This is a genomic window from Actinosynnema sp. NPDC023587, from assembly GCF_040640215.1.
GTDB lineage: Bacteria > Actinomycetota > Actinomycetes > Mycobacteriales > Pseudonocardiaceae > Actinosynnema.
This window is the reverse complement of record NZ_JBFABG010000007.1, coordinates 17,062-43,523: the sequence shown is the minus strand read 5'-3', so window position 1 is coordinate 43,523 and position 26,462 is coordinate 17,062. Positions and strand designations below refer to the sequence as shown.

Genomic DNA, 26,462 nt, shown 5'->3' with positions numbered 1-26,462 from the left:
ACCACTACCCGAGGAGAGTCGTCATGCCCTTCGCTGCCCGGACCGGGGACAAGACCTCGCACGGCGGTTCGCTGGCACCCCCGGTGTCACCGCGCCTGGCCGCCGCGGTCGTCACCGTGCTCATCGAAGGCGTGCCCGCCGCGGTCGTCGGCAGCGTGCACACCTGCCCCAAGGTGCCCGACCCGCTGCTGGGACCGTCGAACGTGCTGCTGCCCAGGCCCGCGCCGCCGCCGACGGTGTTCATCGGCGGCGCGCCGGCGGCCGTCGTGGGGGACCGCGCGGTCTGCCAGGCCACCGTCGTGCTGGGCGCGAAGACCGTGCTGATCGGGGGCCTGCGGTGAGCGCCGACTTCATCGGCCGGGGCTGGGGCTTCCCGCTGCGGGTCGGGGCCACCGGCGGGATCGGGATGGTCGAGCGCGATCCGGAGATCCAGCAGGCGATCCGGCTGATCCTGGGCACCGCGCCCGGCGAGCGCCCGATGCGCCCCGAGTTCGGCTGCGGCATCCACGAGCACGTGTTCGCGTCGGCGGACCACGCCACGGCCGGCGACATCGCCCGTGAGGTGCGCGTCGCGCTGGACCGGTGGGAGCCGCGCATCGAGACGACCGACGTCGTGGTGGCGTTCGACGCCGTCGAGCTCGGCACGCTCTACATCGACGTGCACTACACCGTCCGCGCCACCAACGACCAGCGCAACCTGGTGTTCCCGTTCTACACGATCCCGTCCGAGGAAGGCGGTGGAAGCTGATGGTGCTGCCCTCGCCCGACCTGGACGACCGCCGCTTCCAGCAGTTGGTCGACGAGGCCAAGCGGTACGTCCGGCAGAGCTGTCCGGAGTGGACGGACCACAACGTGTCCGATCCCGGCGTGACCCTCATCGAGACGTTCGCGCACATGGTCGACCAGCTCGTCTACCGGCTCAACCGGGTGCCGGAGAAGAACTACCTGGCGTTCCTGGACCTGCTGGGGGTGCGGCTGTTCCCGCCCACCGCCGCCAGGGCCGACGTGACGTTCTGGCTGTCCGCGCCGCAGCCGGACACCGTCCTGCTGCCCGCCGGGACCGAGGTCGCCACCGGTGGCGGTGACACCGACGAGCCGGTCGTGTTCGCCACCGGTGAAGACCTGCCGGTGGTGCCGTCGTCGTTGGCCCGGCTGGTGACCGCGTCCGCGCGTGGCGACTACGTGGACCGCACCAGGGACCTGGAGTCGGGCAAGAACGTGGCGTGCTTCCACACCCCGCCGGAGGTCGGCGACGCCACCCTGTTCGGGCTGTCCACGGCCGTGCCGAGGTGCGCGGTGGTGCTGCGGATGGACAGCCAGGTCGAGGGCGTCGGCGTCGACCCGCGCCAGCCGCCGCTGGTGTGGGAGGCGTGGGACGGCCGCGACTGGGTCGGGTGCGCCACCGACGAGGACACCACCGGCGGCCTCAACCGGCCCGGCGAGGTCGTGCTGCACGTCCCCGCCGGGCACACCGCGTCCGTGGTAGCGGGCCACCGGGCCGGCTGGCTGCGCTGCCGGGTGACCGAGCCGCTGCCCGGCCAGCCGTTCTACAGCGAGTCGCCGACCGTCCGCGAGGCCGAGGCGTTCACCATCGGCGGCACCACGGCCGTGGAGCACGCCGAGGTCGAGGACGACGCCGTGCTCGGCGAGTCGGCGGGCGTGCCCGGCCAGTGCTTCCGGCTGCCCACCGCCCCGGTGCTCACCGACGGCCGGCCGGTGGTGGTGCGGGTGTCGGACGGCGTCGGCTGGGACGACTGGGCGGTGGTGGAGGACTTCGGCTCCTCCGGGCCCGACGACCGGCACGTGGTGCTCGACGCGACCGCCGGCGAGGTCCGGTTCGCGCCCGCCGTGCGGGAGGCCGACGGGTCGCTGCGCCGCTACGGCGCGGTGCCCGCCAAGGGCGCGGTGGTCCTGGTGCCGCGCTACCGGACCGGCGGCGGGCGGGCGGGCAACGTGGCGCGCGGCGCGATCTCGGTGCTGCGCAGCTCGGAGCCGTACGTCTCGGGCGTGGAGAACCGGGAGGCGGCGGGCGGCGGCGCGGACGCCGAGACGGTGGACGAGGCCAAGGTCCGGGTGCCGCACCAGTTGCGGGTGTGGGACCGCGCGGTCACCGCCCGGGACCACGAGCTGATCGCCCGGCAGGCCGTGCCGTCGCTGGCCAGGGTGCGCTGCCTGCCGGTGGTTGGCGAGGTGGGCGGTGCGCGGGTGCTGCTGGTGCCCGACGCCGTCGCCGACGAGGGCGACCGGCTGCGCATCGAGCAGCTCATGCCGTCCGAGGAGGTGCTGGCGGCGGTGGCCGGGCGGCTCGACGAACGCCGCCTGCTGGGCGCGCGCCTGGTCGTGGAACCGCCGCGCTACCAGGGGATCACGGTGGTGGCCCGGCTGGTCACGGCGTCGGCGGAGGGCGGTCTCGTGCACCAGGCGGCGCTGGACGCGCTGTACCGGTACCTCAACCCGCTGCGCGGCGGACCCGACGGCACCGGCTGGGAGTTCGGCCGACCGGTCCGGTACGGGGAGGTTTTCGCGGTGCTGCAACGGGTCGCGGGCGTGGCGTCGGTGGAGGAGGTCCGGCTGTTCCCGGCCAACCCGCTCACCGGCGTGCGCGGCGCGCCGGTGGAGGACCTGGAACTGGCGTCGAACGCGCTGGTGTTCTCGCACCAGCACCAGGTCGCGGTGGGTGCGCGGTGAGCCGGGCCGCGCTCCCGGAGCTGCCGAGCACGCACCCGCTCGGCGCGATGCTGCCGGGGCTCTACACCGTCGACGACCTCGCCCAGCGCTTCACCGCCGGGTTGGACGCCGTGCTGTCGGCGATTCTGTCCACTTTGGACAACCAGGCGGCGTACCTCGACCCGGCGTTCGCGCCGGAGGACTTCCTGGCCTGGCTGTCGTCCTGGGTGGCGGCGGACCTGGACCCGGCGTGGCCGGCCGCGCGTCGCCGCGAGGTGGTGCGCCGGGCCGTGGAGCTGCACCGCCGGCGCGGCACCGCGCACGGCCTGGCCGCGTTGCTGGAGGTGTCGCTGGGCGTGCGGGTCGAGGTGCTCGACGGTCCGGGGGCCGCCTGGTCGACCACCTCGGACACCGACCTGCCCGGCGAACGGGCGGACGAGGTGGTGGTGCGGGTGCGGTCGACCGGTGGGGTGGACCGGGCGTCGGTGGAGGCGCTGGTGTCCTCGGTGTGCCCGGTGCACGTGCGGTGCACCGTGGAGGTGCTGCCCGGGGACGAGCCGTGACCGCCCGGTCGTGCCCGCAGTGCGGTGCGGCGGTCGGGGAGTCCGACGACTTCTGCGGCAACTGCGGCAACTACCTGGGCTGGGGCGCGCGCGACCGCTCCGCGCCGGCGGCCGTGCCGTCGGAGCCGCCCACCGGTCCACGGGGGAGCGCGCCGGCCGCCGGCACCGGCGATGCGCCGCCCGGCGCACCCGACAGCGCACCCGACAGCGCACCCGACAGCGCACCCGACAGCGCACCCGACAGCGCACCGACACGTGCCGCAGGCGGTGCGGGTGCTGTGCCGGGCGGTGCACCAGGTGCGCCGGCAGGTGTTCCCGGCGGTGCGCCGACGCGTGCCGGCGACGGGCCGGCCGGTGCGGTGCGCGATCAGCGGGCTTCGGAGTACCTCGGGCCCGTGCTGCCGGGTCGACCGGATGCGAAGCGACCGCTGCCGACCACGGCCGCCGACGTCGCGGTGGCCGGGCCGCCGTGCCCGGCCTGCGGCACCACCAACCCACCGGGCCGGCGGTTCTGCCGCCACTGCGCCACCCCGCTGGGTCTCCGGGAGACCGCCGGCCCGGCCGCCCGCCGCCGGAAGTGGCGGTGGCGCGGGGACCGGTCGCGGTGGCTGCGCCGGCTGGCCGCGCTGCTGGTGGTCGTCGCCCTCGTCGTCGCCGCGTGGCTCTTCCACCCCAAGGCGCTCGAACTGTGGGAAGACCTGCGCGACCGGCTCGCGACCCCGGCTCCCCTCGCGCCCACGGGCGTCACCGCGAGCGCCGAGGTCCCCGGCCACCCGGCCACCGCCGCCGCCGACGGTTTGTCCAACCGCTACTGGGGCGCGCCGGCGGTCGGCGACCGGATGGACTTCACCTTCGCCGCCCCGTTCCGGCTGCTGTCGCTGGTGGTGCACGCGGGCGCGTCGGCCGAGGCGGAGGGGTTCGCCGCGCAAGCCCGGCCGGCGGTGCTGGACGTGGTCGTCACCACCGCCGACGGCGGCACCCGCTCCCTGACCGTGAACCTGGCCGACAAGCCGGGCCCGCAGCGCACCGACACCGGCATCGGCGACGTGGTGCGGGTCCGCCTGACCGTGCGCGCCGCGACCGGGCTGACCGGGGGCGGGCACGTCGCGCTCGGCGAGGTCGAGTTCTTCAGGCGTCCCTGAGCGGCGTCCCAGAGCGGCGTCCCGGATGGTGTTCCGGGACACGTCGCTGATCACTGCCGTTGATCATCGTCGCTGATCAGCGGTCTCTGCCCGCCGTTGTCGAAGGCGTCTGAAGAAGCGCGTTAGACGCCTTTGAGAACCCGTGAAGCCGGGCCTCCCACACTCGGAGGTGCAATCGGGAATCGTGGGAGGCAGTGGTGGAGAAGCGAGTTCGGGTCGTCGTCCAGGCCGCGGATCATCTCAGCCTGGCCGGTCTGACCAGTTTTCTCGGGTCGCGGCCCGAGATCGCCCTGGTGGGCGTCGACCGGTGGGCCGGTGCGGATGTCGCGGTGGCGGCGGTCGGCGCGCTGTCGGAGGAGGTGGTGGCCGGGCTGCGCCGCTCGGCCGCGAGCACGGGGGTGCCCGTCGTGCTGGTGCTGGACGAGATCGGCGAGGCGGACGTGATGACCGCCGTGGAGTGCCGGGTGGTGGCGGTCCTGCCGCGCGCGGGGGCGACCGGGGACCGGGTGCTGCGCAGCGTGCTGGCCGCCGCGTCGGGCGGCGGGGTCATGCCGCCGACCATGGTGGCCGAGCTGCTCGACCACGTGCGGCGCTTGCAGCGCCAACTGGTCGCGCCGTCGTCGGAGCGCGGCAGGCTGACCGGCCGCGAGGTCGAGGTGCTGCGCCTGATGGCCGACGGGCTGGACACGGCCGAGATCGCGACGACGCTGTCCTACTCGGAGCGGACGATCAAGAACGTCTTCTACGGGATCACCTCCAGGCTGAACCTGCGCAACCGCCCGCACGCGGTCGCCTACGCCCTGCGGAAGGGGGTGATCTGACCATGACCTCACGCCCCGGCAAGACCCGGTCGCGGCCGGTGGAGCGGGTGGTGCGCCTCCTCCGCCCGAACGCCCGACCCCAGCACCCGGAGCCCGGGTGGGTGATGTCGGACGACGGCGTCATCGGTGCCCCGGCCGACGACCACGAGGCACCGGAGGACGCCGCCTGCCGGTCGTGCGCCGACGGGTGACCGGTACCGACGGCGCACCGGTCACCCGGAACCCGCGCTGATCCTCCGGACGTCCCACGCGGCACCGAGCCCGCGGTAGAGCGAGACCGCCTCCGCCCGGGTGTCGGCACCCTCCCGGACGCGGCCCGCCCGGTCCAGCAGCACCGCCCCGTCCTCCAGGGTCTGCGCCAGCTCGTAGGCCCGGCCGACCGACCGGTAGTGCGCGGCCACCGCCAGCAGCCCGTCCGGGTCGCCGTCGAACAGGTACCGGCAGCGCCGCGCGGCGGCGGCGGCCCGCGCGACCGACGTCTCCCGGTCCGCCTCGTCCGCGCACGCCTCGACCGCGCCGCGCGCGGTCTCCCGGTCGCCGACGTGCAGCGCGAGGCGCACCAGCTCGGGCAACCACTGGTGCCGCAACGTCGTCTGGACGGCGTGCCGGGTGTCCAACATGGAGGCGAGCAGTCCGACCGCCCGCGCGGGGTCGCCGTCGCGGGCGGCGGACGTCGCCCGCGCCGCCACCAGGAAGTCGCAGTTCTCCCGGTAGGCGATGGTCACCAGGGGGATCTCGCCGCCGGCCGCCAGGTGCGCGCGCAGCCGGGTGTCGTCGTCCCGGTGCGCGGCGATCAGCGCGGCCACCCCGTGCAGCAGCACCGGGCCGCCTTCGCGCAGCCCGAACCCGGTGAGCTCCGGGTCGTCGTCGAGCAGGCGCTCCAGCCGTGCCACGGCGTCGTCCCAGTCGCCCAGCCAGAACCGGTGCACGGCGGTGCCCACGTGCAGGCTCGCCACCGGCGTGCCCGGCCCGGCCGCGGCGAACGCCAGCCGCAGCGACTCGGTCGCCTCGTCCAGCCGGTCCAGGCACTGGAGGGTGAACACCCGGTTGTCCAGCAGCACCAGCCGCAGGTCGGTGAGGCCCTGGTTGCCGCCCACCACGTCCAACGCCTGGTCCAGGTAGCCCACGGCGCGCACGTAGTCCCGGCGCACCACGTCGACCTGCCACAGCACCTCCAGCGCCTGCCCGACGGCGAACGGGTCGCCGCCGCGCCTGCCCGCCTCGATGGCCTGCCGCGCGCTGGCCTCCGCCGCGTCCAGGTCGCCGACGCCCGCCCGCTGCACCAGCGCCAGCAGCGACAGCAGCCGGGCCCGCCAGGTGTCGGCGAGCACCGGGTCGGCGAGCGCTTCGGCCAGCGCGTCCAGCGCGTCCTGCGGGCGTGACGCCCGGAACGGCACGTAGGCCAGCGTCCAGCGCGCCTCGGCGATCCGGTCCGGGTCGCGCAGGCGGGGCAGCGCGCGCCGGGTCAGCTCCTCGGCCTGCGCGTCGTGCCCGATCCGGAACAGCGCGTTGCCCAGGTGCGCGGTCAGCACCGGGTGGCTGTCGTCGCGCTCGTCGGCGGACCGCAGGCAGCGGGTGAGCAGGTCGACGGCCACCAGCGGTGCCCGGTGCACCAGCGCGGGTGCCCGCGCCAGCAACCAGGGGACCGCCCACGCGCCGATCTCGTCGGACGTGGCGAGCAGTTGGCCGGCCACGTGCTCGACGGGCGCGTCGGCGGCGGCGAGCGCCTGCGCGGCCTGCCGGTGCAGGGCGGTGCGCACCGCGGCCGACGTGCCGTCGTAGAGCGCCTGCCGGATCAACGGGTGCCGGAACGCCATGCGCGGCCCCGCGCCGCGCAGCACGCCCGCCGCGATGGCCTCGGTGAACGCGGGCAGCAGCGCGGGCACCGGCCGGTCCAGCACGACCGACAGGTCGCCCACGGCGAACTCGCCGCCCAGCAGCGCCGCGAACCGCAGCACCTCCCGGGTGGGCCCGGACAGGAAGTCCAGCCGGTCGGTCACCGCCGACACCAGCGACGGCGGCGCGCGGTCCAGCACGTCCGGCGAGACGTCGGCCAGACCGGTGTCGAACCGCACGGCGTGCTCGCGCACCAGCGTGTCGGCCACCTCCCGCGCGTACAGGGGGTTGCCGCCCGCCCACGCGGCGATCCGGCGCAACCCCGGACCCGGCTCCCCGCCGACCAGCCCGGCCACGATGCCCGCCACGGCGACGTCGGTCAGCGGGGTCAGGTCGAGCACCGCGCCGCCGCCGCACTCCACGTCCCGGCGCAGCCGCGCCACCCCGTCCCGCCGGGGCACCGGCCGCGCCGCGCCGATCAGCAGCAGCGGCAGCCGGCGGGTGCCCACGACGAGCTTGCGCCACAGCTCCACGCTGTCGTCGTCGGCCCACTGGAGGTCGTCCAGGGCGAGCACGAGCGGGCCGTCCGCGCAGAGCTGCTCGACCAGGGCCACCAACCGGTCGACGGCCTGCGCGGTCGGGTCGGCGGCGGCGAAGACCGACCCGGCGGCCGGCCGCCGGTCGCGCAGCGCCAGCGCGGTCTCCACCCGCCGGGCATCGGTCGAGTCCACGTCGACGCCCAGGCAGGCCACGGCCGGCTGGAGCGGGAACCGGGTGCCGAACTGGTCGGCCACGGCGTGCGCCACCTCCACACCGGCGGACGCCGCCCGCGCCCGCACCACGTCCAGCAGGGCCGACTTGCCGATGCCCATCTCGCCCTCGACCCACAGCGCCCGGCCCCGCCCGGCGGCGAGCTCGTCGACCAGGCCGTGCACCACCGCCACCTCGGCCGCCCGCCCGAGCAGCACCGGTTCGGCGGGCCCGTCCGACCGGGCCGGCGCGGGTGCGGCGTCCCGCCGGGGCGGCGGCGGCACCGGCTCCGCGCCCAGCACCCGGTCGTGCGCGGCGCGCAGGCCGGGGCCCGGCTCCACGTGCAGCTCGTCCCGCAGCACCTGCCTGGCCTCGCGGAACACCTCCAGCGCCTCGGCACCGCGCCCGGCCCGGTGCAGGGCCGCCATCAGCAGCTCCCGCGCGCGTTCCCGCAACGGCTCCTCGGTGACCAGGGCACCCAGCTCGGCGATCACCTCCGGGTGCGCCCCGGCGGCCAGCGCGGCTTCCGCCCACAACTCGCGGGCGGCGGTCCGGGCCTCGCCGAGCCGCAACCGCTGGGACCGCGCGAAAGGACCGTCCACCCCGGCCAGCGGGATGCCCCGCCACAGCGCGAGCGCCTCGTCCAGCGACCGCAGCGCCGCCTCCGGGGCACCGCTGTCGAACTCCCGCCGGGCCCGCTGCCGCAGCGCCTCGAACTCGGCCACGTCGGACGCGCCGGGGTCGAGCACGAGTCGGTAGCCGGTCCCGGCCGACTCCAGCAGCCGGGACGGCGTGCCGCGCGGCCGGTCCGGCTCCAAAGCCTTGCGCAGCACCGAAACGTAGGTGTAGACGCTGCCGCCGGCGGTCGCCGGCGCGTCGTCGCCCCACACGGCCCGGATCAGCTCGTCGCGCCGCACCGCGCTGCCCGGCCGGGACGCCAGCACGGCGAACACCCCGCGCTGGCGGGCCGAGCCGAGCACGACCTCGCGCCCGCCCGACCACGCCCGCACCGGTCCCAGCAGCGCGACCCGCAGCGGTTGTCCCGCAGCCGCGGTCATCCCGTGCCACCCTCCCGTTCGCCGATCCGGCGGCGGACCCGCCGGACGTCCAGCGCGGCACCCAGCCGCCGGTAGCCCACCACGGCCTCGTCGGACGCGGCCCGCGCCCGCGCGGTGTGGCCGCGCGCGGCCAGCAGCGCGCCCGCGTCCTCCAGCGCCTCGGCCAGCTCGACCGGCCGGCCGGCCTCCCGGTACCGCGCGGCGGCGGCCAGCGCCGGCTCCGGGTCGCCGTCGACCAGCCCACGACACCGCGCCGCCGCGACCGCCACCCCGCCCGGTGCGCCCTCCAGGGCGGCATCCCGCGCGCCGGTGTCGACGGCCCGCGCCGCGAGGTCCCGCCGACCGGCGGCCAGCGCGAGCCGGGTGACCAGCGGCAGCCACGGGTAGCGCACGGCGCGGGGCAGGACCAGCAGGGGCAGGGCCGTCGCCACCGCCCGGCCCGGGTGCCCGGCGGCCTCCGCGAGCAGCGCTCCGGCCGCCGACTCGAACCCGCCTGCCGAGTCGAACCTGTCGGCTGAGTCGAAGCCGCCGGCCGAGTCGAACCCGGCAGTCGACTCGAACCTGTCGGCTGACTCGAACCTGTCGGCTGACTCGGAGCCGGCACCTGATTCGCGCCCGCCGGCCGGGGCGTCGTCGGCGGCCCGGCCGGCGTCGAGGTGCCGCCGGGCGATCTCCACCAGGCCGCGACGGGCGGTCACCAGCGCGCCGAGCCCGTGCAGCGGCAGCCCGTGCCCCGGCTCGTCCGGGCACACCTCCCACCGGCCCCGCCAGTAGTCCTGCACGGCGGCGGCGACGTGCAGCACCTCCGACGTGCCGGCCCCCGCACCGCCCGCGCGCAGGACGTCGTCGGCGTCGGCGAGCCGGTCCAGGTGCCGCAGCGAGGTCGCCCGGTCCGCGAGCAGCACCGCCCGCCGGCCGGCCAGGTCGGCCCGGCCCGCCACGACGGCCAGGCCCCGGTCCGCGCACTCCAGCGCCTCCGCGAAGGCCAGCCGGTCGGCACGGGCCAGCCACGCCGCCCGCCACGCGTGCGCGGCGGCGAAGGCGTCGTCCGCGACCTCGGCCAGGCGCAGCGCCAGCCGCGCCGCCTCCTCGGCATCCCCCGAGACGTGCGGTGGTGACGCGAGCAGCGCCGCCAGCCGCGCCCGCCACACGACCGGCACCTCCTCGTCGGACACGTCCGCCCGGAGCACGTCCGCCTGGAGCACGTCCACCGCCGCCGGGTCGCCGTCGGCGTGCCGGAGGTAGCGCAGCATCCAGCGCATCCCGGTCACCAGCACGGGATCGCGGGACCGGGTCACCACGTACCCGGCCTCGGCGTGCGGTCGCCGGCCCAGCCGGAACAGCAGGTCGGCCAGCCGGGCGGCCTGCCGCGCCCGGTGCTCCGGGTCCACCGCCGGCTGGTCGACCACGGCCCGCAGCAGCCCGACCGCCAGGTGCGGTGCGCGTTCCGCCAGCACGTCCCCGTGCGCGGCCAGCCACCGCGCGGCCCAGGGGTCGGCCGGGATCGCGGCCAGTTGCCGGGCCACCACCTCCACCGGTCCGCCCGCCTCGGCGAGCGACCGGGCCGCCTCGCGGTGCAGCGCGGTCCGCACCGCGCCGGGCATCCCCTGGTAGAGGGCGTGCCGCAGCAGCGGGTGCCGGAACACCAGCCGGGGGCCCACGTCGACCAGCAGGCCCGCCTCGGTGGCCTCGTCGACGGCGGTGACCAGGTCCGACACCAGCTTGCCCGCCACGGCGGCCACGTCGCCCACGGAGAACTCGTCGCCCAGCAGCGCCGCCCACCGCAGCACGCCGGTGGCCGCCGGCGACAGGAAGCCCAGCCACGCGGTCAGCGCGGGCACCAGCGACGGCGGCATCGTCGGCCCGCAGCCCCCGTCGGCCTCGGCGAGCCCGTCGCGGAACTCCACCAGGCCGTCCCGCAGCAGCGCGTCGACCAGTTCCCGGGCGTAGCGCGGGTTCCCGCCCGCCAGCCCGATCAGCGCCCGCAGGTCCCGCCCCGGCGGCGCACCGACCAGCGCGGTCACCAGCGCCGCCAGGTCGTCCTCCGGCAGCGGGCCCAGCCCGAGCACCGCGCCGCCGGCCTCGGCCACCGCGCGCCGCGCCCGCGCCACGTCCACCCGGTGCGGCACCGGCCGCGCGGCGGCGACCACCAGCAGCGGCAGCCCGGCGGTCAGCGGCACCACGCGCGACCAGAACCGGACGCTGGCCTCGTCGGCCCACTGCACCCCGTCCACGACGAGGACCAGCGGACCGTCCGCGCACACCGCCGCCAGGTGCTCGGCCAGCCGGTCCGCGGCATCCGGCCACCCCGCACCCGGCGCGTCGGGCGCGACCACGTCTAGGGCGTCGAGCACCACGCGCAGCGGCAGCCGCCCGGCGAGCTCGTCACCCGTGGCCCAGGCCACCCGGCACCCGGCGTCCGCCGCACCCGCCAGCCCGACGGCCAGCAGCGCGGACTTGCCCGCGCCCGGCTCGCCGTCGAGCCACACCGCCCCGCCCCGGCCCGCCGCCACCTCGGCCACCGCCCGGCGCAGCAGGGCCAGTTCGCGGTGCCGGCCGGCGAACCCGATCCGCGCGGGGTCGGGCGGTGCGGTCCGCCGGGTCCGCGCGGGCTCGCCCAGCACCTCCTGCCCCGCGCGGCGCAGCGCGGGACCGGGCTCGACGCCCATCTCGTCCACCAGGACCCGCTGCGCGTGCCGGTACGCCCGGAGCGCCTCGGCCTGCCTGCCGTCCCGGTGCAGCGCGGTGACCAGCAGCGCGTGCAGCCCCTCGCGCACCGGGTGCTCGGTGATCAGCGCGGCCAGCTCGACGGCCACGTCCGCGCCGCGCCCGACCGCCAGCGCCAGCTCGGCGTGCCGCTCGACGGTGGCCAGCCGCAGTTCGCCCAGCCGCGCCCGCTGCGCCTCGGCGAACGGCCCCGGCACACCGGACAGCGCCTCGCCCCGCCACAGCGCCAGCGCCCGCGCCAGCTCGCCCAGCGCGCCGGGCACGTCGGTGCCGGCGAGCGCGTGGGCGCGTTCCCGGTGCCGGTCGAAGCGGTGCACGTCCAGCCCTGCCGGGTCGATCCGCAGCGCGTAGCCGCCGCCGGTCGAGACGATGATCCCGGCGGCGGTCCCCCGGGAGCGCCGGGGTTCGAGGGCCCGGCGCAGCCCGGACACGTAGCTGTAGAGCCCGGCTCCGGCGGTCGCGGGCGGCGCGTCGCCCCACACGCCGGCGATGAGGTCCTCCCGCGACACCGCACGGCCGGCGCACACCGCGAGCATCGCGAACACCGCGCGCCGCCGCGCCGCGCCGACGTCCACCTCCACGCCGTCCCGCCACGCGCGCACCGGCCCGAGCAGCTCGACCGCGAGCGGGAGCGGGTCCGGTCCGGTCACCGCGGACCACCGGACGGGCACCGCCGCGCCGGCACCGCCGCGCGGTCCGCCGTGCCCGGTAATCGACTTTCGCGCACCCGGACGATCACGCGTCGGCGACCGGTGTCCATGTCCGGTGGTGGTCGGTGCCGCCGTGCCCGTGGTCGCCGGTCGCGCCGGTCGTCCGGTGGTGGCGCGGCGATCGGGGCGGCGGGTGGCCGGCGGACCCCCGCGCCGCGCCGCCCGGTCGGGGGCGGGGTGCCGGGCGGCTGGACGTGCGACGTGACATGACACGACGCTATCCACGTCCGCCACGCTTGTCATCGTCCGCGAAGCTATTGCCGTTGACGAACCCGGCCGACCGGACCGTCCACTCCGGACGGCACGGTCGGCCGGTGGATCGGGGTCAGCCCCGGGCGTCGACCGACGACCGGTCCCCGTCGGGGACGTGCTCCTCCAGCGCCGTGCCCTCCACGTCGAGTTCGGGCAGCCAGCGCAGCCACCTCGGCAGCCACCAGGCCTTCTCGCCCAGCAGCGCCAGCGCCGCCGGCACCAGCACCATCCGCACCACGAACGCGTCCACCAGGATGCCGACGGCCAGGGCGAAGGCGATCGACTTGATGGTCGCCTCGCCGAACGGGACGAAGCCCGCGAACACCGAGAACATGATCAGCGCGGCGGCCACCACGACCGGCGCGGCCTGGCGGAAGCCGGTGGTGATCGCGTCGTGCGGCCCGGCCCCGCGGTGGTGCGCCTCGTGCATCCGGGAGACCAGGAAGATCTGGTAGTCCATGGCCAGGCCGAACAGGATGCCGATGACCAGGATCGGGGTGAGGCTGATCAGCGGCCCGGTGGTGTCCAGGTTGACCGCAGCGGTCAGCCAGCCCCACTGGAAGACCGCGACCGTCGCGCCGAGCGAGGCCCCGATGGTGAGCAGGAAGCCCAGCACGCCGATCAGCGGCACCGGCAGCGACCGGAACACCAGCACCAGCAGGATCAGCGCCAGCCCCACGACCAGCGCCAGGTAGACGGGCAGCGCCTCGTCCAGCGCCACGGCCACGTCGACGCTGACGGCGGTCGCGCCGGTGACGTAGGCGGTGGCACCGGGGGTGTCGGCCAGCCGCTCGCGCAACTCGTCGACCAGGCGCTCGGTGGCCTGGCTGGTGGGTCCGGACTCCGGGATCACGGTGAGCAGGGCCGCACCGCCGTCCGGTGCGGGCACCGGCGGGGCGACGACGTCCACGTCCTCGACGTCGGCGAACTCCCGCGCGGCCTCGGTGGCGGCCTGGACCGCGCCGGACCCCTCGAACAGCACCAGCAGCGGACCGTTGAAGCCCTCGCCGAAGCCGTCGGCCAGCAACTGCTGCGCGCGGGCCTGGGTGCTCTCGGCGGGCGGGGTCTGCACCAGCGTGGTCTGCATGGACGCCACCGGCACGGCGATCACGCCCAGCCCGATCACCGCCAGCAGCAGCGCCACGACCCGCCGCCGCACGACGGTGCCGACCCAGCCCCGGAAGAAGCCGCGTTCGGGGGCGGCGGTCTCGCGGTGCTTGCGCGGCAGGGCGCGCCGGCCGAGGTAGCCGAGCACGGCGGGCACCAGCGTGACGGCGACGAGGACGGCCACCACGATGGTCGCGGCGGCGGCGACGCCCATCTGGGTCAGGAACGGGATGCCGACCACGGCCAGGCCCGCCAGGGCGATGACCACGGTGAGGCCGGCGGTGACGACGGCCGACCCGGCGGTGCCCACGGCCGTGCCGATCGCGTCGCCCACGTCCCGGCCCCGGCGCAGCTCCTGCCGGTAGCGGTTGATGATGAACAGCGCGTAGTCGATGCCCACGGCCAGGCCCAGCATGGCGGCCAGGATCGGGGTCGTGGACGACAGCTCCAGGAAGCCGGTGGTGATGGTGATGCCCAGCGTGCCGATGCCGACGCCGATCGCGGCGGTCAGCAGGTTCATCCCGGCCATGACCAGCGAGCCGTAGGTGAGGGCGAGGATCGCCAGGGCGATCACCACGCCGACCACCTCGACGACGCCGCCCACGTGCGGCGGGGCCTGCACGGCCTCGCCGGTGACCTCGGCGGTCCAGCCGCCCGCGCGGGCGTCGGCCACCACGTCGGTGAGCTCGGTGCGCTGCGCGTCGGTGACCGCGCCGACCTCGGCCTCGTAGGTGACCGTGCTGTAGGCCAGGTCCCGGTCGCCGTTGACCGACGGGGCCTTCGGGTCGAGCGGGTCGCTCGCCGAGGTCACGCCCGGCAGCGCGGCCAGCCGGCCGACCAGCTCCGCGATCTTGGCCGCGTTCTCCGGGGCGACCACCTGCTGACCGGCAGGGGGAGCGATCACCACCCGGGCGGTCGCGCCGCCGCCGCTGCCGAACCGCTCGCCGATCTTGTCCAGGGCGGTGGTGGACTCCTGGCCCGGGATGGAGAACGTGGTGGAGGTCGCGCCGGCCAGCGTGAGCGCGCCGACGGCGGAGCCGACCAGCACCACCAGCCACACCAGGACGACGACGAGGCGACGCCGGTAAGCGCCGTATCCGAGCCGGTAGAGCAGACGAGCCATGGTGATCAGGCCTCCACCTGGGAGCGGTCGGACAGGACGTGACCCGGCGCGTGGTGGCCGAGCGCGTCGAGGCAGGTCGTGATGATGTGCGACCGCCACACCGCGTTCGAGTCGCGGTGGTTGGCGGCCAGGCTGAGCACGGCCAGGGCGCTGAGCATCCCGACGACCCGGACCAGCCGCGCGGTGTCGGCGGTGTCGGGGTCGACCGCGAAGACCGCGAAGACCAGCCGGTCGATGCCGTCCAGGCCCCGGTCGCGCGGGTCGAGGTCGGTGTCCGGGCCGAGCGTGCTGATCGCGCGGGACGCGAGGGCGATCAGGCCGGGCCGGGCGAGCGCGAAGTCGACCAGCAGCTCCACCGCCAGCCGGTCGCGCTCGACGCCGGCGGGGAGGTGCGCGGTCCGCTCCAGCACCCGCGAGCTCTGCGCGCGCCCGAACTCGACCGTCGCTTCGAACAGGGCTTCTTTGCTCGGGTAGTGGTGCAGCAGCCCCGGTTTCGACAGCCCGACGGCGTCGGCGAGCACCTTGAGCGACGTGTTGGTGAACCCGTGCCGGGCGAACAGGCCGGCGGCGCGATCGAGGATCTGCTCGTCGACCTGGAGGCGCAGTGATCGTGCCATGGCTCCCACGGTACGGTTCGACCTACCGATCCGATCGGAATACCGACCAGTTCGGTAGGTGGTGTCGGTCACCCCTTCGGAGCAATGAAACCTCCGGTCGGAGTAGCCGGCCAATCGAAAACGGGCCCCGCGCACCGCTCGACGCGCTACCCGTCGCCCGGTCGGGCAGGCTCGGACCCGACAGATCACCACACCTCGACCGACGCCGGGAGGCACCGTGAACGAGTACGACGCGGTCGTCGTGGGAGCGGGACCCAACGGCCTGGTGGCGGCGAACCTGCTCGCGGACGAGGGCTGGAGCGTCCTGGTCCTGGAGGCCGCCGATACACCCGGTGGAGCCGTGCGCACGGCCGAGATCACCGCGCCCGGCTTCCACAACGACCTGTTCAGCGCCTTCTACCCGCTCGGCGTGGCCTCGCCGGTGCTGCGCGGGCTCGGCCTGGCCGACCACGGCCTGACCTGGGTGCACGCCCCCGAGGTGCTGGCCCACGTCTTCCCGGACGGCCGGACCGCGCTGCTCTCCCGCGACCAGGACCGGACCGCCGAGTCGGTCGGCGCGTTCGCCCCGGGCGACGCCGCCGCGTGGCGGGCGGAGTTCGAGGCGTACCGGCGCATCCGCGACGACCTGCTGGACGTGGTGCTCCGGCCGTTCCCGCCGGTCCGGCCGGGTCTGCGGCTGCTGCGCGGGCTGGGCACGCCCGAGGCGCTGCGGTTCGCGCGGATGCTCACCCAGCCCGCCCGCGCGTACGCCGACGAGCGGTTCGCGGGCGACGGCGCGAAGGCCCTGCTGGCGGGCAACGCCCTGCACACCGACCTCGGGCCGGACCAGGCGGGCGGCGCGGTGTTCGGCTGGCTGCTGGCCATGCTCGGCCAGGACGTCGGCTTCCCCGTGCCCCGGGGCGGTGCGGGCGAACTGGTCGGCGCGCTGGTGCGCAGGCTGGTCGCGCGCGGCGGCCGGATCGAGTGCGGGCGGGCGGTGGACCGCGTGATCGTGGCCGACGGCCGGGCGCTGGGGGTGCGGGACGCGCACGGCGAACTCGTGCGGGCCCGCCGCGCGGTGCTCGCCGACGTGCCCGCGCCGGCCCTCTACCGCGACCTCGTGGGACCCGACCACCTGCCCGCCCGGCTGCTGGCCGACCTCGACCGCTTCCGGTGGGACGACGCCACGATCAAGGTCGACTGGGCGCTGTCCGGCCCGATCCCGTGGCTGTCCGAGGACGCGCGCCGGGCGGGCACCGTCCACCTCGGCGCGGACCTCGACGGCCTGGCGGACTTCGCCAACGACCTCGCCTGCCGGCGGGTGCCGCGCACCCCGTTCCTGCTGCTCGGCCAGATGACCACCGCCGACCCCACCCGGTCGCCGGCGGGCACCGAGGCGGTCTGGGCCTACACCCACGTCCCGCGCGACGAGGCGTGGTCGGCCGACCGGCTGCGCCGGCGGGCGGACCTGCTGGAGGAGGTCGTGGAGCGGCACGCGCCGGGCTTCCGGGACCTGGTGATCGCCCGGTCGGTGAGCGGCCCGGCCGAGCTGGAGAGCCGCGACCGCAACGTGGTGGGCGGTGCGATCAACGCGGGCACGTCCGCCATCGACCAGCAGCTCGTGTTCCGGCCGACCCCCGGGCTGTCCCGGGCGGACACCCCGGTCGACCGGCTGTTCCTGGCGGGCGCGTCGGCCCACCCGGGAGGCGGGGTGCACGGGGCGTGCGGCGCGAACGCGGCTCGGGCGGCGCTCGCCCGGCACGGCCACGGCGGCGGCGCGTACCGGGCGGTCGTGGGCGCGGCCCTGCGGGCGGTCTACGGGTGATCGCCGCGCACCACCAGGTCGGCCAGGCGCTTGAGCGCCTCCCGGTTGCGGGGGACGAGGAAGAACGCCTGGGCGGCCTCGGGCAGGACGCTGCCCGGCCCGCTGACGATCTTCTCGCGCATGGTCACCGTGGTGCCGCCGTCGGCCGCCGGTGCCAGGTCCAGCCGGATCCACGCGCTGCCCACCGGCCACAGCCTGGCGTCCAGCTCCAGCGACCTGCCCACCTCGACCGCCCGCACGACCGTCTCGTCCTCGATCTGGAGCGGCCAGGCACCGACGCTGTGCCGGATGCGCGTACCCACCCCGGGCCACCCGCCGTCCACGTCGCGGATGTGCGTCGCGCCCACCACCCAGCCCGCGTACGACCAGCCGTCGGCCAGCACTTCGAATACCCGGTCCGGTGGCCGGGGGATGTGGAGATCGACCTTGGTCATGCCGCCGGGTACCCCGTCGCCCGGTCCGGAACCCGATCCTCGGCGGTCGCCCGTCGCGCGAGCGCGGGACGGTACCCGGTCAGGCGATCCCGGGATTGGTCGCACCCGCGCGGGGTAACCGGTCGCGAGGATCAACAGGAGGTGGGGCACGTGCGCGCCGTGGTGCTGAACTGCACGCTGAAGAAGTCGCCGGAACCGTCCAACACGGGCCTGCTGGCGCAGGTGGTGATCGACGAGTTGCGCTCGCGGCAGGTGGAGGTGAGCACCTTCCGGCTGGCCGACCACTCGGTGCCGCCGGGCGTGGTGACCGACCTGGGCGAGGGCGACGACTGGCCCCGCATCCACGACGAGCTGCTGCGGGCCGAGATCCTCGTCGTCGCCACGCCGACGTGGGTCGGCCGCCCGTCCTCGATCGCCCAGCGCGTGCTGGAGCGGATGGACGCGATGATCTCCGAGACCGACGACCAGGACCGGCCGGTCGCCTACAACCGCGTGGCCGGGGTCGTCGTGACCGGCAACGAGGACGGCGCGCACCACGTGATCAGCGAGATCTCCGGCGGCCTCGGCGACATCGGCTACACGATCCCCGGCCAGGCGTGGACGTACTGGAACAAGGGCCCCGGTCCGGGCGAGGACTACTCGGACACCGACGAGGGGCACGAGTGGTCCGCCGAGACCGGCCGCACGATGGCGGCGAACCTGCACGCCGTGGCGGTCGCGCTGGCGAAGAACCCCATCCCCGGCTGAGCGGGCGCGGGCGGGGAGACCGGGGTCACCCCGACGGTCGACCGCCCGTCGAAGACGGTTCACCGGCGCGGCGCGCGGGTAACCGGCCCTCATGGTCAGCATCGGGTACTTCCTCTCGTGCGAGGAGTTCGGGCCGCGCGAGCTGGTCCGCCAAGCCGAGCGGGCGGAGGCGGCCGGCTTCGAGCGCCTGTGGATCTCCGACCACTTCCACCCGTGGAACGGCGAGCAGGGGCAGAGCCCGTTCGTGTGGTCGGTGATCGGCGCGCTGTCCGAGGCGACGCGGCTGCCGATCACCACGGCGGTCACCTGCCCGACCACCCGCATCCACCCGGCGATCGTGGCGCACGCCGCCGCCACGGCCGCCGTGCAGTGCGAAGGCCGGTTCGTGCTCGGCGTCGGCTCCGGCGAGGCGCTCAACGAGCACGTCCTCGGCGACCCGTGGCCGCCCGCCCCGGTGCGCCTGGAGATGCTGGAGGAGGCCGTCGAGGTCATCCGCGCCCTGCACACCGGCGACGAGGTGGACCACCACGGCAAGCACTACACCGTCGAGAACGCGCGCCTCTACACCGTGCCGGAGCGGCCGGTGCCGGTCTACGTCTCGGCGTTCGGCCCGAAGGCGGCGAAGCTCGCCGGGCGGATCGGCGACGGGCTGTGCAGCACGATCCCGGACGCCGGCCTGGTCGCGACCTACCGCGCAGCCGGCGGCACGGGACCGGTGCAGGGCGGGTTCAAGGTCTGCCACGCCGCGACCGGGGACGAGGGCGTCGACACCGCGACGCGGCTGTGGCCCAACGAGCAGCTCCCCGGCGAACTCGCCCAGGTGCTGCCGACGCCCCGGCACTTCGAACAGGCGTCGAGCCTGGTGACCCGGGAGATGGTGGCCGACGCCGTGCCCACCGGCCCGGACCCGGAGCGCTACCTCGACCGCGTCCACTCGTTCGTGGAGGCGGGCTACGACGAGGTGTACGTGCAGCAGATCGGTCCCGCCCAGGAGGAGTTCTTCGAGTTCTGGAAGCGGGAAGTCGCACCGCGCATCCCGTGAGAGGCCCGATCCCCGGGAGGCCACCGACACCGGTGGCCACCGACGCGCGCGCTCGACCGGCGAACCGGAGCGGCGCGACGACAATGCCTTCGTAGCACGTCCACCTGTTACACGTCACCAGGAGCGATCGTGGGCGACAACGCCGAGCAAGAGACCACAACACCCACCGCGGACACGTCCGCGGTGCAGACCGCCGAACCCGACGCGGTGCAGACCGCCGAACCCGACGCGGTGCAGACCGCCGAACCCGACGCGGTGCAGACCGCCGAACCGGCGGCGGAACCGGACGCGGCGCAGGCCGGCGAACCGGCAGCGGAAACGACCGCTGACACCGCTGCGGTGCAGAACGCCGAGGCTCCAGCGGTGCCGACCGACGCCGCGCCCTGGGCGCGCGTGGACACCGTCGCCGACGGCCGCGCGGTCCGGGTGCGGGTCGGTGGCGACATCGACCAGAAGACGGTGAAGGCCCTGCAAGACGGGCTGGACGAGGGCGTGACGCGGGCCGCCGACATCGGGGCCCGGATGCTGGTCGTGGACCTCGACGAGGCCGGTTTCCTGGCCTCGGTCGGGCTGTCCGCGCTGATCAACGCCCACCACCGGCTGCACGAGGCGGACCGCGAACTGGTCGTCGTGCTCGCCGAGGACCACAAGCTGGTCCGTCTGCTGTGGACGACGGCGCTCAACCACGTGGTGACCGTCGTGTCCTCGCTCGAAGCCGCCCTGGCCGAGCGCTGACGACCCAGGCCGTCCCCCACCCGGTTACCACCGGGTGGAAGTGCCCCGCGAGGTGTTCCACCACCCGGCACGGCAGGACGGCCACGAACCACCGGAGGGCCTCGCATGGGCGGCGAGTCGGCGTGGGCACCGTTGCGGCGGCGGGCCTACCGCGCGTTGTGGCTGGCGCAGTTCGCCTCCAACATCGGCACGTGGGCGCAGACCGTGGGCGCGCAGTGGCTGATGGGCGACCTGGGCGGCGGCGCGCTGGCGGTGGCGCTGGTCCAGGCGGCCACCACCGTGCCGGTGTTCCTGCTGGTCGTGCCGTCCGGAGCGGTGGGCGACATCCTCGACCGGCGGCACGTGCTGCTCGCCGGCCAGTCGTTGATGCTCGCCGGCGCGGCCGGTCTGGCCGGCCTCACGGCGGCGGGCGGGACCACGCCGGCGTCGTTGCTGGCGCTCATCGCGCTCATGGGCGTGGGGCAGGCGCTCGCCATGCCGTCGTTCCAGGCCATCCAGCCCGAACTGGTGCCCCGGAACGAGATCGCGCGGGCGGCGCTGCTCAACGGCGTGAACATGAACGTCGGGCGGGCCATCGGGCCCGCGCTGGGCGGCGCGCTGATCGCGGTGGCCGGGCCGGAGGCCGCTTTCGCGTTCAACACCCTGTCGTTCCTCGGCGTGCTGCTGGTGCTGTGGCGGTGGCGGCGACCCGTGGACCACCGGCCGTTGGGCGCGGAGCACGTGGTGACGGCCGTGCGCACGGGCGCGCGGTACGTGCGCAGCGCGCCGCTGTTCCGCCGCGTGCTCGTGCGGTCCGTGCTGTTCGTGGTGTTCGGCAGCGCGTTGTGGGCGCTGCTGCCCGCCCTCGCCCGGGGCCCCCTGGGGTTGGACGCGGGCGGCTACGGCGTGTTGCTCGGCAGCGTCGGCGTCGGGGCGATCGGCGGGGCGTTCGTCGTGCCCCGGCTGCTGCGGCGGACCGGCAAGAACCTGCTGATCACCCTGGCCACGTGCGCGTACGCGGTGGCCATGGCGGTGGCCGGGCTGACCTCCTCGACCGTGGTCGCGGTGCTCGCCATGCTGGTGGCCGGGGTGGGGTGGATCGCGGTGCTGTCCACGCTCAACGCCACCGCCCAGGTGCTGCTCCCGGCGTGGACGCGGGCCCGCGCGCTGGCCTACTACAACCTCGTGTTCATGGGCGGCCAGGCCGTCGGCGCGCTGGCGTGGGGCGCGGTCGGCGGCGTGCTGGGCGTGCGGAGCGGCCTGGTCGTGCCGGCCGTCGCGCTGGTGCTGGTGGTGGCGGTGGCGGCGAGCGCCCTGCCGCTGACCGAACGCGAGCTCGACACCTCGCCCGCGAGCCTCTGGGACACGCCGCCGGAGATCTCCGACGTCGAACGCGGCCCGGTGCTGGTGACCGTGGAGTGGCGGGTGGACTCCGCCCGCGCCGAGAGCTTCGTGGAGGCGATGCGCAAGGTCGGCCGGTCCCGCAGGCGCACCGGCGCGACCCAGTGGGGCCTGTTCCGCGACTCGGCGGACCCGGACGCGTTCCTGGAGACCTTCACCGTCGCCACGTGGCAGGAACACCTGCGCCAGCACCTCGAACGCGGCACCGGCACGGAGGTGGAGGTGGAGCAGACCGCCCGCGACCTGGCCACCGCCCCGCCGCGCGTGCGCCACCTGCTCTGGGCCGACCACCCGTCGCTCGCGGTGGCGGAGGACGAACCGGGCTGAGCACCGGCGCGCTCGGCGTTCGGGCAGGCGGACCTTCGAGGCCGTGTCGCCCGGCGACGTGCAGGCCGAGGGAGACGATCTCGTCGTCGAGCACGGCGGCCTAGACAGTCGGCGCTCTGCCCGACGTGCGCCGAAAACAGTGCTTTTCCCGTCGATCGGCTTCGGTCGACTTCGGTTGACTTCGATCGGACTCGATCGACGGCGTTGTGCGAATCGACTCTTCCGTCGGCGTCATCACCCGGTCGTGACCGCCCCCGGCGCATTGATTTCTCTTTTTCAAAGTCGGCTCCGCCCGCCTGTTGAACGCACGTCATTGCCCTGGTCGGGCTGGTCGGGGCAGAGTTGTCGGCACGGTCGGAAGAATCCGACCGGCCGGGGACGGACCATTGATCACAGCGGGCACTTGTTTTGCGCGCTTGTTTTCTCCCTGCGGTGGTCCGCCCCGGTTGCGAAAGGGTGAGATCGTGTCTCGAAACCGAGTGCTCGGCACTGCCGCGCTGTCCTGCCTGATCCCGCTGACCCTGCTGGCGGGTGGTGCGACGGCGTCGGCCGCCGGATCCGACTACGAGCCCGAGATGGTCGCCGCCCTGGCCCGCACCCTGGGCGTCAGCGACACCGCCGCCGTCCAGCGGCTCGACCGCGAGGCCGGCCAGCAGCGCACGCTGGCCGACCTGGTGGCCGGCGGCGTGCGCGTCGACGGCGCGTACTTCGACCAGTCCGGCAAGCTCACCGTGAACGCCGACCGGGCGGGCGCGGCGAAGGTCCGTTCGGCGGGGTTGGCGGTCCGCACGCCCGCTCGCGGCGAGAAGGCCCTGAACGCCGTGCAAGCCGACCTCGACCGGCTCGCCGCCGAGCGGGCCCCCGCCGGGATCGCCTCCTGGGGCGTCGACGTGGCCTCCGACGTCGTCACCATCCAGGTCGTCGACCGGAACAGGCCGTTGGCGTCGGCGTTCCTCGCCGAGGCCGCCAAGCACGGGTCGGCGGTCCGCGTCGAGCAGGTCGCGCAGCCGCTGAGCACCCAGGCGGCGGTCTACCCCGGCAGCAAGATGACGATCAACGGCGGCTCGGGGTACTGCTCCGTCGGGTTCGGCGCGCGCACCAGCGCCGGCACCCAGTACCTGGTCACCGCCGGGCACTGCGTCGGGAACCTGCCCACGCTGCACTACGACGGCACCCGGTTCGCCAAGGGCACGAGCACCCGTTACGCGCTGGGCCGCGACAGCGTCGACATGGGTGTGGCGAAGATCGACTCCGGGAACTCGATCACCACCCAGGTGGGCACCTGGGGCGCGGCCGGCCTGATCAGCGTCAAGGGCGGCTCGCGCGGCGCGGTCGGCGCGTCCGTCTGCAAGTCCGGTGCCACGACCGGCTGGACCTGCGGGTCGATCACCGGCTACAACCAGACCGTCACCTACACCGACCCGAACGGCGGTCCCTCGACCGTGGTTCGCGGTCTGGGCAAGTCGTCCGTCTGCACCATGGGCGGCGACAGCGGCGGTGCCTACATCTCGGGCAACCAGGCCCAGGGCATGACCTCCGGCGGGCCCACCAACCAGCAGTGCACGTTCAACGGCGGAGTGCAGAACGGCAAGTCGTCGTACTTCCAGCCGCTCGGTGACGCCCTGTCCTACTACGGGTTGACGTTGAACGTTAGGTAACCTCAGAGTGACGATATGAACGCCGATACCCCCGAAAGGAGGTATCGGCGTTCACCAATTTGGGCGATGATGGCTCGTCATGGCAGCTCCCCAGGAACGACCCGGCCCCGAGCAGGTGCTCAGCCAGGAGAAGTTCGCCGACGCCCTGCGCGCCGCGATCGTCCGGCGGGACCTCACCCTCGACCGGATTCGCGCGCGGCTCGCCGACCGGGGCGTCGAGATCAGCCTGGCCACGCTGAGCTACTGGCAGCAGGGCCGCAGCCGGCCGGAGCGACCGAAGTCGCTGCGCGCGCTGCACGAGCTCGAAGTGATCCTGGACCTGCCCGAGAACACCCTGTTCGACGTGCTCGAACCCCGCAGACCCCGTGGCCGGTGGCTCGGCGACAGCGGCCTGAGCTTCGCCGCCCTCTACGGCGAGGACTCACCCGCCCGGACGGTGCTGGGCGAGGAGTTCGCCAACCCCAACCCCGACGTGGCCGTGCTGTCGACCACCGAGCAGTGCTTCGTCGACGCGCGCCGGTCGTTGCGCGGGATCACCACCCGGCAGGTGCTGCGCGGCGTGAACAACGGGTGCGACCGGTTCCTGGTGGTGCACGGCGTGGACGAGGGCGACGTGATGCCGCACGACCTGGTGGTTCGCGGCGGCACGCTGGCCGGGCTGCGCGCGGACGACGAGGCGGGGTACGTCGCCGCCGACATCCACCTGGGCCGGGCGCTGGCCAAGAACGAGACGGCGGTCGTGGAGTACGACTGGCGCATGGGCGAGAGCGACGTGCCGTCCCACCACCACGAGCGGTTGATGCGCACCGCCACGAGCAGCTACCTGTTGCAGGTCTTCTTCGACCGCGTCTCGGTCCCCGCCCGGTGCTACGAGTACCGGCGGGCGAAAGCCGGCGCGCCGACGGAGAACCGACGCCGCCTGCCGATCGACCCGGAGCGGTCCGTCCACTCGTTCCAGGCGAAACCCCGACCGGGTGTGCACGGCATCTCCTGGGACTGGGCGTGACGACGGGCGCGACCCGGCGTCGTGTGACGGCAGGCTGACGCGGCCCGGCGGGCGGGTCAGCCGCTCCGCCGCCAGAACACCGCGCCGCCGTCGATGTCCTGCACCGGTTCGGTGATCCCGTGCGCCGCCCGGTAGGCGTGCACGGCCTCCGCGCACGCGGGGATGACGTAGTCGTCCACGATGAGAAAACCGCCGGGCGACAGCTTCGGGTAGAGGCTCTCCAACGCGACCGTCGTGGACTCGAACAGGTCGCCGTCCAGCCGCAGGACCGCCACCCGGTCGATCGGCGCGGTCGGCAGGGTGTCGTCGAACCAGCCCGGCAGGAACCGCACCTGCGAGTCCAGCAACCCGTACCGCTCGAAGTTGCGCCGGACCGTCTCCAGGTCCACCGCCAGGACGTCGTTGTACCGGTGGAACTCCATGGCGCGGTCGCCTTCGTGACCGTCCTCGCCCACGGTCGGCATCCCCTGGAACGAGTCGGCGAGCCACACCCGCCGCTCCGCGTCGCCGTGGGCCCGGACCACCGCGCGCATGAAGATCGACGCGCCGCCGCGCCACACCCCGGTCTCCACGAGGTCGCCCGGCACGCCGTCCCGGATCACCGCCTCGACGCACTCCTGGAGGTTGTCCAGGCGCTTCAGGCCGATCATCGTGTGCGCGACGCTCGGCCAGTCCCGCCCGAGCAGGCGGGACGACTCCGGCGCGGCCCCGTCCCCGAGGTCGAAGACCTTGATCGGCGCGTCCTCGTAGACGAGGTTGGTCAGGACGCGCTTCATCAGGTCCAGGTACAGCCCACGGGTGTCGACCATGCCGGCCACTTCTCCTCCGAGTCGCTCGCGAGTGCGCGGATCGGGGCGCGGAGGACGGGTCCGGGGGACCGCACCACCCGGCGGTGGCGCGCCGGTCGGGTGGACCACCCCACCCCGATCCCGCCCAGTCTCCCGACCGCCCGAGCCGCCGCACCAGACCCGGAGGATCGGCCAGGTTCTACGTCGGGCCGCGCACGGGGGTGGCCACCCGCAACCGGCGGTCGGCCCACCGCTTCGGCTGCTCCTCCACCAGGCGGGCCACGACGTCGAGCACGCCGGTGCTGTCCGGGCCCCGGTGCACGAGATCGCCGACTCCCGCCGTGCCGACCGGGGGAGCACCACGGGTCGGGCGGATCAGACGAAGAAGCCCGGCGCGCCACCGGCCGTGAGCGCGTCGGCGGCCTCGGCCAACCGCCGGGTGATCAGCTCGGGCGTCGCGGGTGTTGCCGTGGCCCACCGACCGCTGCCGTTGCCGCTGCCGTCGCCGTCGCCGCTGCTGCCGCCGAGCAACGTCAACCACCGCCCCTCGTCGGTGTCGATGTAGTTGACCGGGTGCTCGATGCGCTTGCGGCCACCGGGGGTGCGGACGGCGGAGTACAGGTTGCCGGCACCCGTGCGGGGAGCCGCGAACAACGCTTTCATCGCCCGCGCGCCGGCGTCCCGCGACCGCGCGGACGGCCGCAGGAGCTCCTGGTAGGGCGCGTTGATCGACGCGGACCGCGTCGTCCGGTACGGCGGGAGCTGCGCCGCGAACTCGTCCCCCAACGCCTCGCCGCGAACGGCGGCCAACACGACCACGGCGCTGTCCGGGTCGTTCACCGCCACCACGGCGTCCTCGCCGCATCGCGCCGCGAGCACGGAGTAGCTCCGAGGCGAGCCGTCGACCGTCGTGTCGATCCAGCCGTAGTACTCGCGCAGTGGTCGGTCCAAGGCGCGCAACGCCGACTCCAGGCGGCGGTGCGGCACCCGCCCGTCGGACAACCCCAGCCGCCGCAACACCTCGTCGGCCTCGACGTCGAGCTGCCGCAACGCTTCCTCGGAGCACCACGACACGGTGGCGGCGAACACGGGGTGCGGTTCGGCACCCCGGCGGCGCACCAGCGCGAGCAGGGTCCACAGGGGCAGGGCAAGGGGATCGGTCGCCACG

General features: G+C 75.2%; 23 protein-coding genes. 14 read left to right on the top strand and 9 right to left on the bottom strand.

Annotation, left to right across the window (positions count from 1 at the left end; genetic code table 11):
- Window positions 1-23 precede the first annotated feature (23 nt).
- The 7 genes from AB0G01_RS19955 to AB0G01_RS19925 all read left to right on the top strand — a co-directional run bounded on the left by AB0G01_RS19955 (window position 24) and on the right by AB0G01_RS19925 (window position 5,384).
- Complete coding sequence (locus tag AB0G01_RS19955; RefSeq protein ID WP_360947489.1) at window positions 24-341, top strand: PAAR domain-containing protein; 318 nt, start codon at window positions 24-26, stop codon at window positions 339-341.
- A complete protein-coding gene (locus tag AB0G01_RS19950) occupies window positions 338-748 on the top strand; it encodes a GPW/gp25 family protein (protein ID WP_360947487.1) in 411 nt (136 codons plus the stop codon). The genes AB0G01_RS19955 and AB0G01_RS19950 overlap by 4 nt, the downstream gene beginning before the upstream one ends.
- On the top strand, window positions 748-2,688 hold the full coding sequence (locus tag AB0G01_RS19945; RefSeq protein ID WP_360947485.1) for a putative baseplate assembly protein: 1,941 nt from the start codon (window positions 748-750) through the stop codon (window positions 2,686-2,688). Before AB0G01_RS19950 ends, AB0G01_RS19945 begins: the two co-directional genes overlap by 1 nt.
- Window positions 2,685-3,230, top strand: coding sequence for a phage tail protein (locus AB0G01_RS19940; protein ID WP_360947483.1), 546 nt, complete (start codon window positions 2,685-2,687; stop codon window positions 3,228-3,230). The genes AB0G01_RS19945 and AB0G01_RS19940 overlap by 4 nt, the downstream gene beginning before the upstream one ends.
- Complete coding sequence (locus AB0G01_RS19935; RefSeq protein ID WP_360947481.1) at window positions 3,227-4,372, top strand: zinc-ribbon domain-containing protein; 1,146 nt, start codon at window positions 3,227-3,229, stop codon at window positions 4,370-4,372. Before AB0G01_RS19940 ends, AB0G01_RS19935 begins: the two co-directional genes overlap by 4 nt.
- 197 nt (window positions 4,373-4,569) lie before the next feature.
- Complete coding sequence (locus AB0G01_RS19930) at window positions 4,570-5,193, top strand: response regulator transcription factor (RefSeq protein WP_360947479.1); 624 nt, start codon at window positions 4,570-4,572, stop codon at window positions 5,191-5,193.
- Window positions 5,194-5,195: 2 nt separating this feature from the next.
- Window positions 5,196-5,384 carry a hypothetical protein gene (locus AB0G01_RS19925; protein ID WP_360947477.1) on the top strand — a complete coding sequence of 63 codons (189 nt, stop codon included), beginning with the start codon at window positions 5,196-5,198 and terminating at the stop codon, window positions 5,382-5,384.
- A gap of 21 nt (window positions 5,385-5,405) precedes the next feature.
- Here AB0G01_RS19925 and AB0G01_RS19920 read toward each other — a convergent pair whose 3' ends face one another.
- The 5 genes from AB0G01_RS19920 to AB0G01_RS19900 form a co-directional block, all read right to left on the bottom strand.
- Window positions 5,406-8,837 carry a BTAD domain-containing putative transcriptional regulator gene (locus AB0G01_RS19920; protein ID WP_360947475.1) on the bottom strand — a complete coding sequence of 1,144 codons (3,432 nt, stop codon included), beginning with the start codon at window positions 8,835-8,837 and terminating at the stop codon, window positions 5,406-5,408.
- On the bottom strand, window positions 8,834-12,214 hold the full coding sequence (locus AB0G01_RS19915; protein WP_360947473.1) for a BTAD domain-containing putative transcriptional regulator: 3,381 nt from the start codon (window positions 12,212-12,214) through the stop codon (window positions 8,834-8,836). Before AB0G01_RS19915 ends, AB0G01_RS19920 begins: the two co-directional genes overlap by 4 nt.
- An 85-nt stretch (window positions 12,215-12,299) precedes the next feature.
- The gene (locus tag AB0G01_RS19910; protein ID WP_360947471.1) at window positions 12,300-12,482 is read right to left on the bottom strand and encodes a hypothetical protein; all 183 of its coding nucleotides are present in this window, start codon (window positions 12,480-12,482) and stop codon (window positions 12,300-12,302) included.
- 117 nt (window positions 12,483-12,599) lie between these two features.
- Window positions 12,600-14,756, bottom strand: coding sequence for an MMPL family transporter (locus tag AB0G01_RS19905; protein WP_360947469.1), 2,157 nt, complete (start codon window positions 14,754-14,756; stop codon window positions 12,600-12,602).
- Window positions 14,757-14,761: 5 nt separating this feature from the next.
- Window positions 14,762-15,373, bottom strand: coding sequence for a helix-turn-helix domain-containing protein (locus tag AB0G01_RS19900; RefSeq protein WP_360947467.1), 612 nt, complete (start codon window positions 15,371-15,373; stop codon window positions 14,762-14,764).
- A 217-nt stretch (window positions 15,374-15,590) separates the two neighbouring features.
- Between AB0G01_RS19900 and AB0G01_RS19895 the strand changes: the two genes are divergently transcribed.
- On the top strand, window positions 15,591-17,177 hold the full coding sequence (locus AB0G01_RS19895) for an NAD(P)/FAD-dependent oxidoreductase (protein ID WP_360947465.1): 1,587 nt from the start codon (window positions 15,591-15,593) through the stop codon (window positions 17,175-17,177).
- Here the strand turns inward: AB0G01_RS19895 and AB0G01_RS19890 are convergent.
- On the bottom strand, window positions 17,168-17,611 hold the full coding sequence (locus AB0G01_RS19890) for an SRPBCC family protein (protein WP_360947463.1): 444 nt from the start codon (window positions 17,609-17,611) through the stop codon (window positions 17,168-17,170). The two genes, AB0G01_RS19895 and AB0G01_RS19890, sit on opposite strands and share 10 nt — an antisense overlap.
- A 150-nt stretch (window positions 17,612-17,761) precedes the next feature.
- On the opposite strand from AB0G01_RS19890, the gene AB0G01_RS19885 reads away from it, so the two are divergent.
- The 6 genes from AB0G01_RS19885 (at window position 17,762) to AB0G01_RS19860 (ending at window position 24,506) form a co-directional block, all read left to right on the top strand.
- Window positions 17,762-18,358 (top strand): NAD(P)H-dependent oxidoreductase, encoded by a 597-nt coding sequence (locus tag AB0G01_RS19885; RefSeq protein WP_360947461.1) that lies wholly within the window; start codon window positions 17,762-17,764, stop codon window positions 18,356-18,358.
- Window positions 18,359-18,449: 91 nt separating this feature from the next.
- Window positions 18,450-19,400 carry a TIGR03557 family F420-dependent LLM class oxidoreductase gene (locus AB0G01_RS19880; RefSeq protein ID WP_360947459.1) on the top strand — a complete coding sequence of 317 codons (951 nt, stop codon included), beginning with the start codon at window positions 18,450-18,452 and terminating at the stop codon, window positions 19,398-19,400.
- Window positions 19,401-19,529: 129 nt separating this feature from the next.
- Window positions 19,530-20,135: an STAS domain-containing protein gene (locus AB0G01_RS19875; RefSeq protein WP_360947457.1), complete on the top strand. Its 606-nt coding sequence runs from the start codon at window positions 19,530-19,532 to the stop codon at window positions 20,133-20,135.
- A 105-nt stretch (window positions 20,136-20,240) separates the two neighbouring features.
- Window positions 20,241-21,842: an MFS transporter gene (locus tag AB0G01_RS19870; RefSeq protein WP_360947455.1), complete on the top strand. Its 1,602-nt coding sequence runs from the start codon at window positions 20,241-20,243 to the stop codon at window positions 21,840-21,842.
- Between the two features lie 464 nt (window positions 21,843-22,306).
- Window positions 22,307-23,500, top strand: coding sequence for a S1 family peptidase (locus AB0G01_RS19865; protein ID WP_360947453.1), 1,194 nt, complete (start codon window positions 22,307-22,309; stop codon window positions 23,498-23,500).
- Between the two features lie 79 nt (window positions 23,501-23,579).
- A complete protein-coding gene (locus AB0G01_RS19860) occupies window positions 23,580-24,506 on the top strand; it encodes a hypothetical protein (RefSeq protein ID WP_360947451.1) in 927 nt (308 codons plus the stop codon).
- 56 nt (window positions 24,507-24,562) lie between these two features.
- On the opposite strand, the gene AB0G01_RS19855 is transcribed toward AB0G01_RS19860, so the two are convergent.
- The 3 genes from AB0G01_RS19855 to AB0G01_RS19845 form a co-directional block, all read right to left on the bottom strand.
- Complete coding sequence (locus AB0G01_RS19855) at window positions 24,563-25,315, bottom strand: TylF/MycF family methyltransferase (protein ID WP_360947449.1); 753 nt, start codon at window positions 25,313-25,315, stop codon at window positions 24,563-24,565.
- 178 nt (window positions 25,316-25,493) lie between these two features.
- Complete coding sequence (locus AB0G01_RS19850) at window positions 25,494-25,616, bottom strand: hypothetical protein (protein WP_360947447.1); 123 nt, start codon at window positions 25,614-25,616, stop codon at window positions 25,494-25,496.
- A 53-nt stretch (window positions 25,617-25,669) separates the two neighbouring features.
- Entirely contained in the window at window positions 25,670-26,461 is a 792-nt protein-coding gene (locus AB0G01_RS19845) for an ESX secretion-associated protein EspG (protein WP_360947445.1), read from the bottom strand.
- Between the last annotated feature and the right edge of the window lies 1 nt (window position 26,462).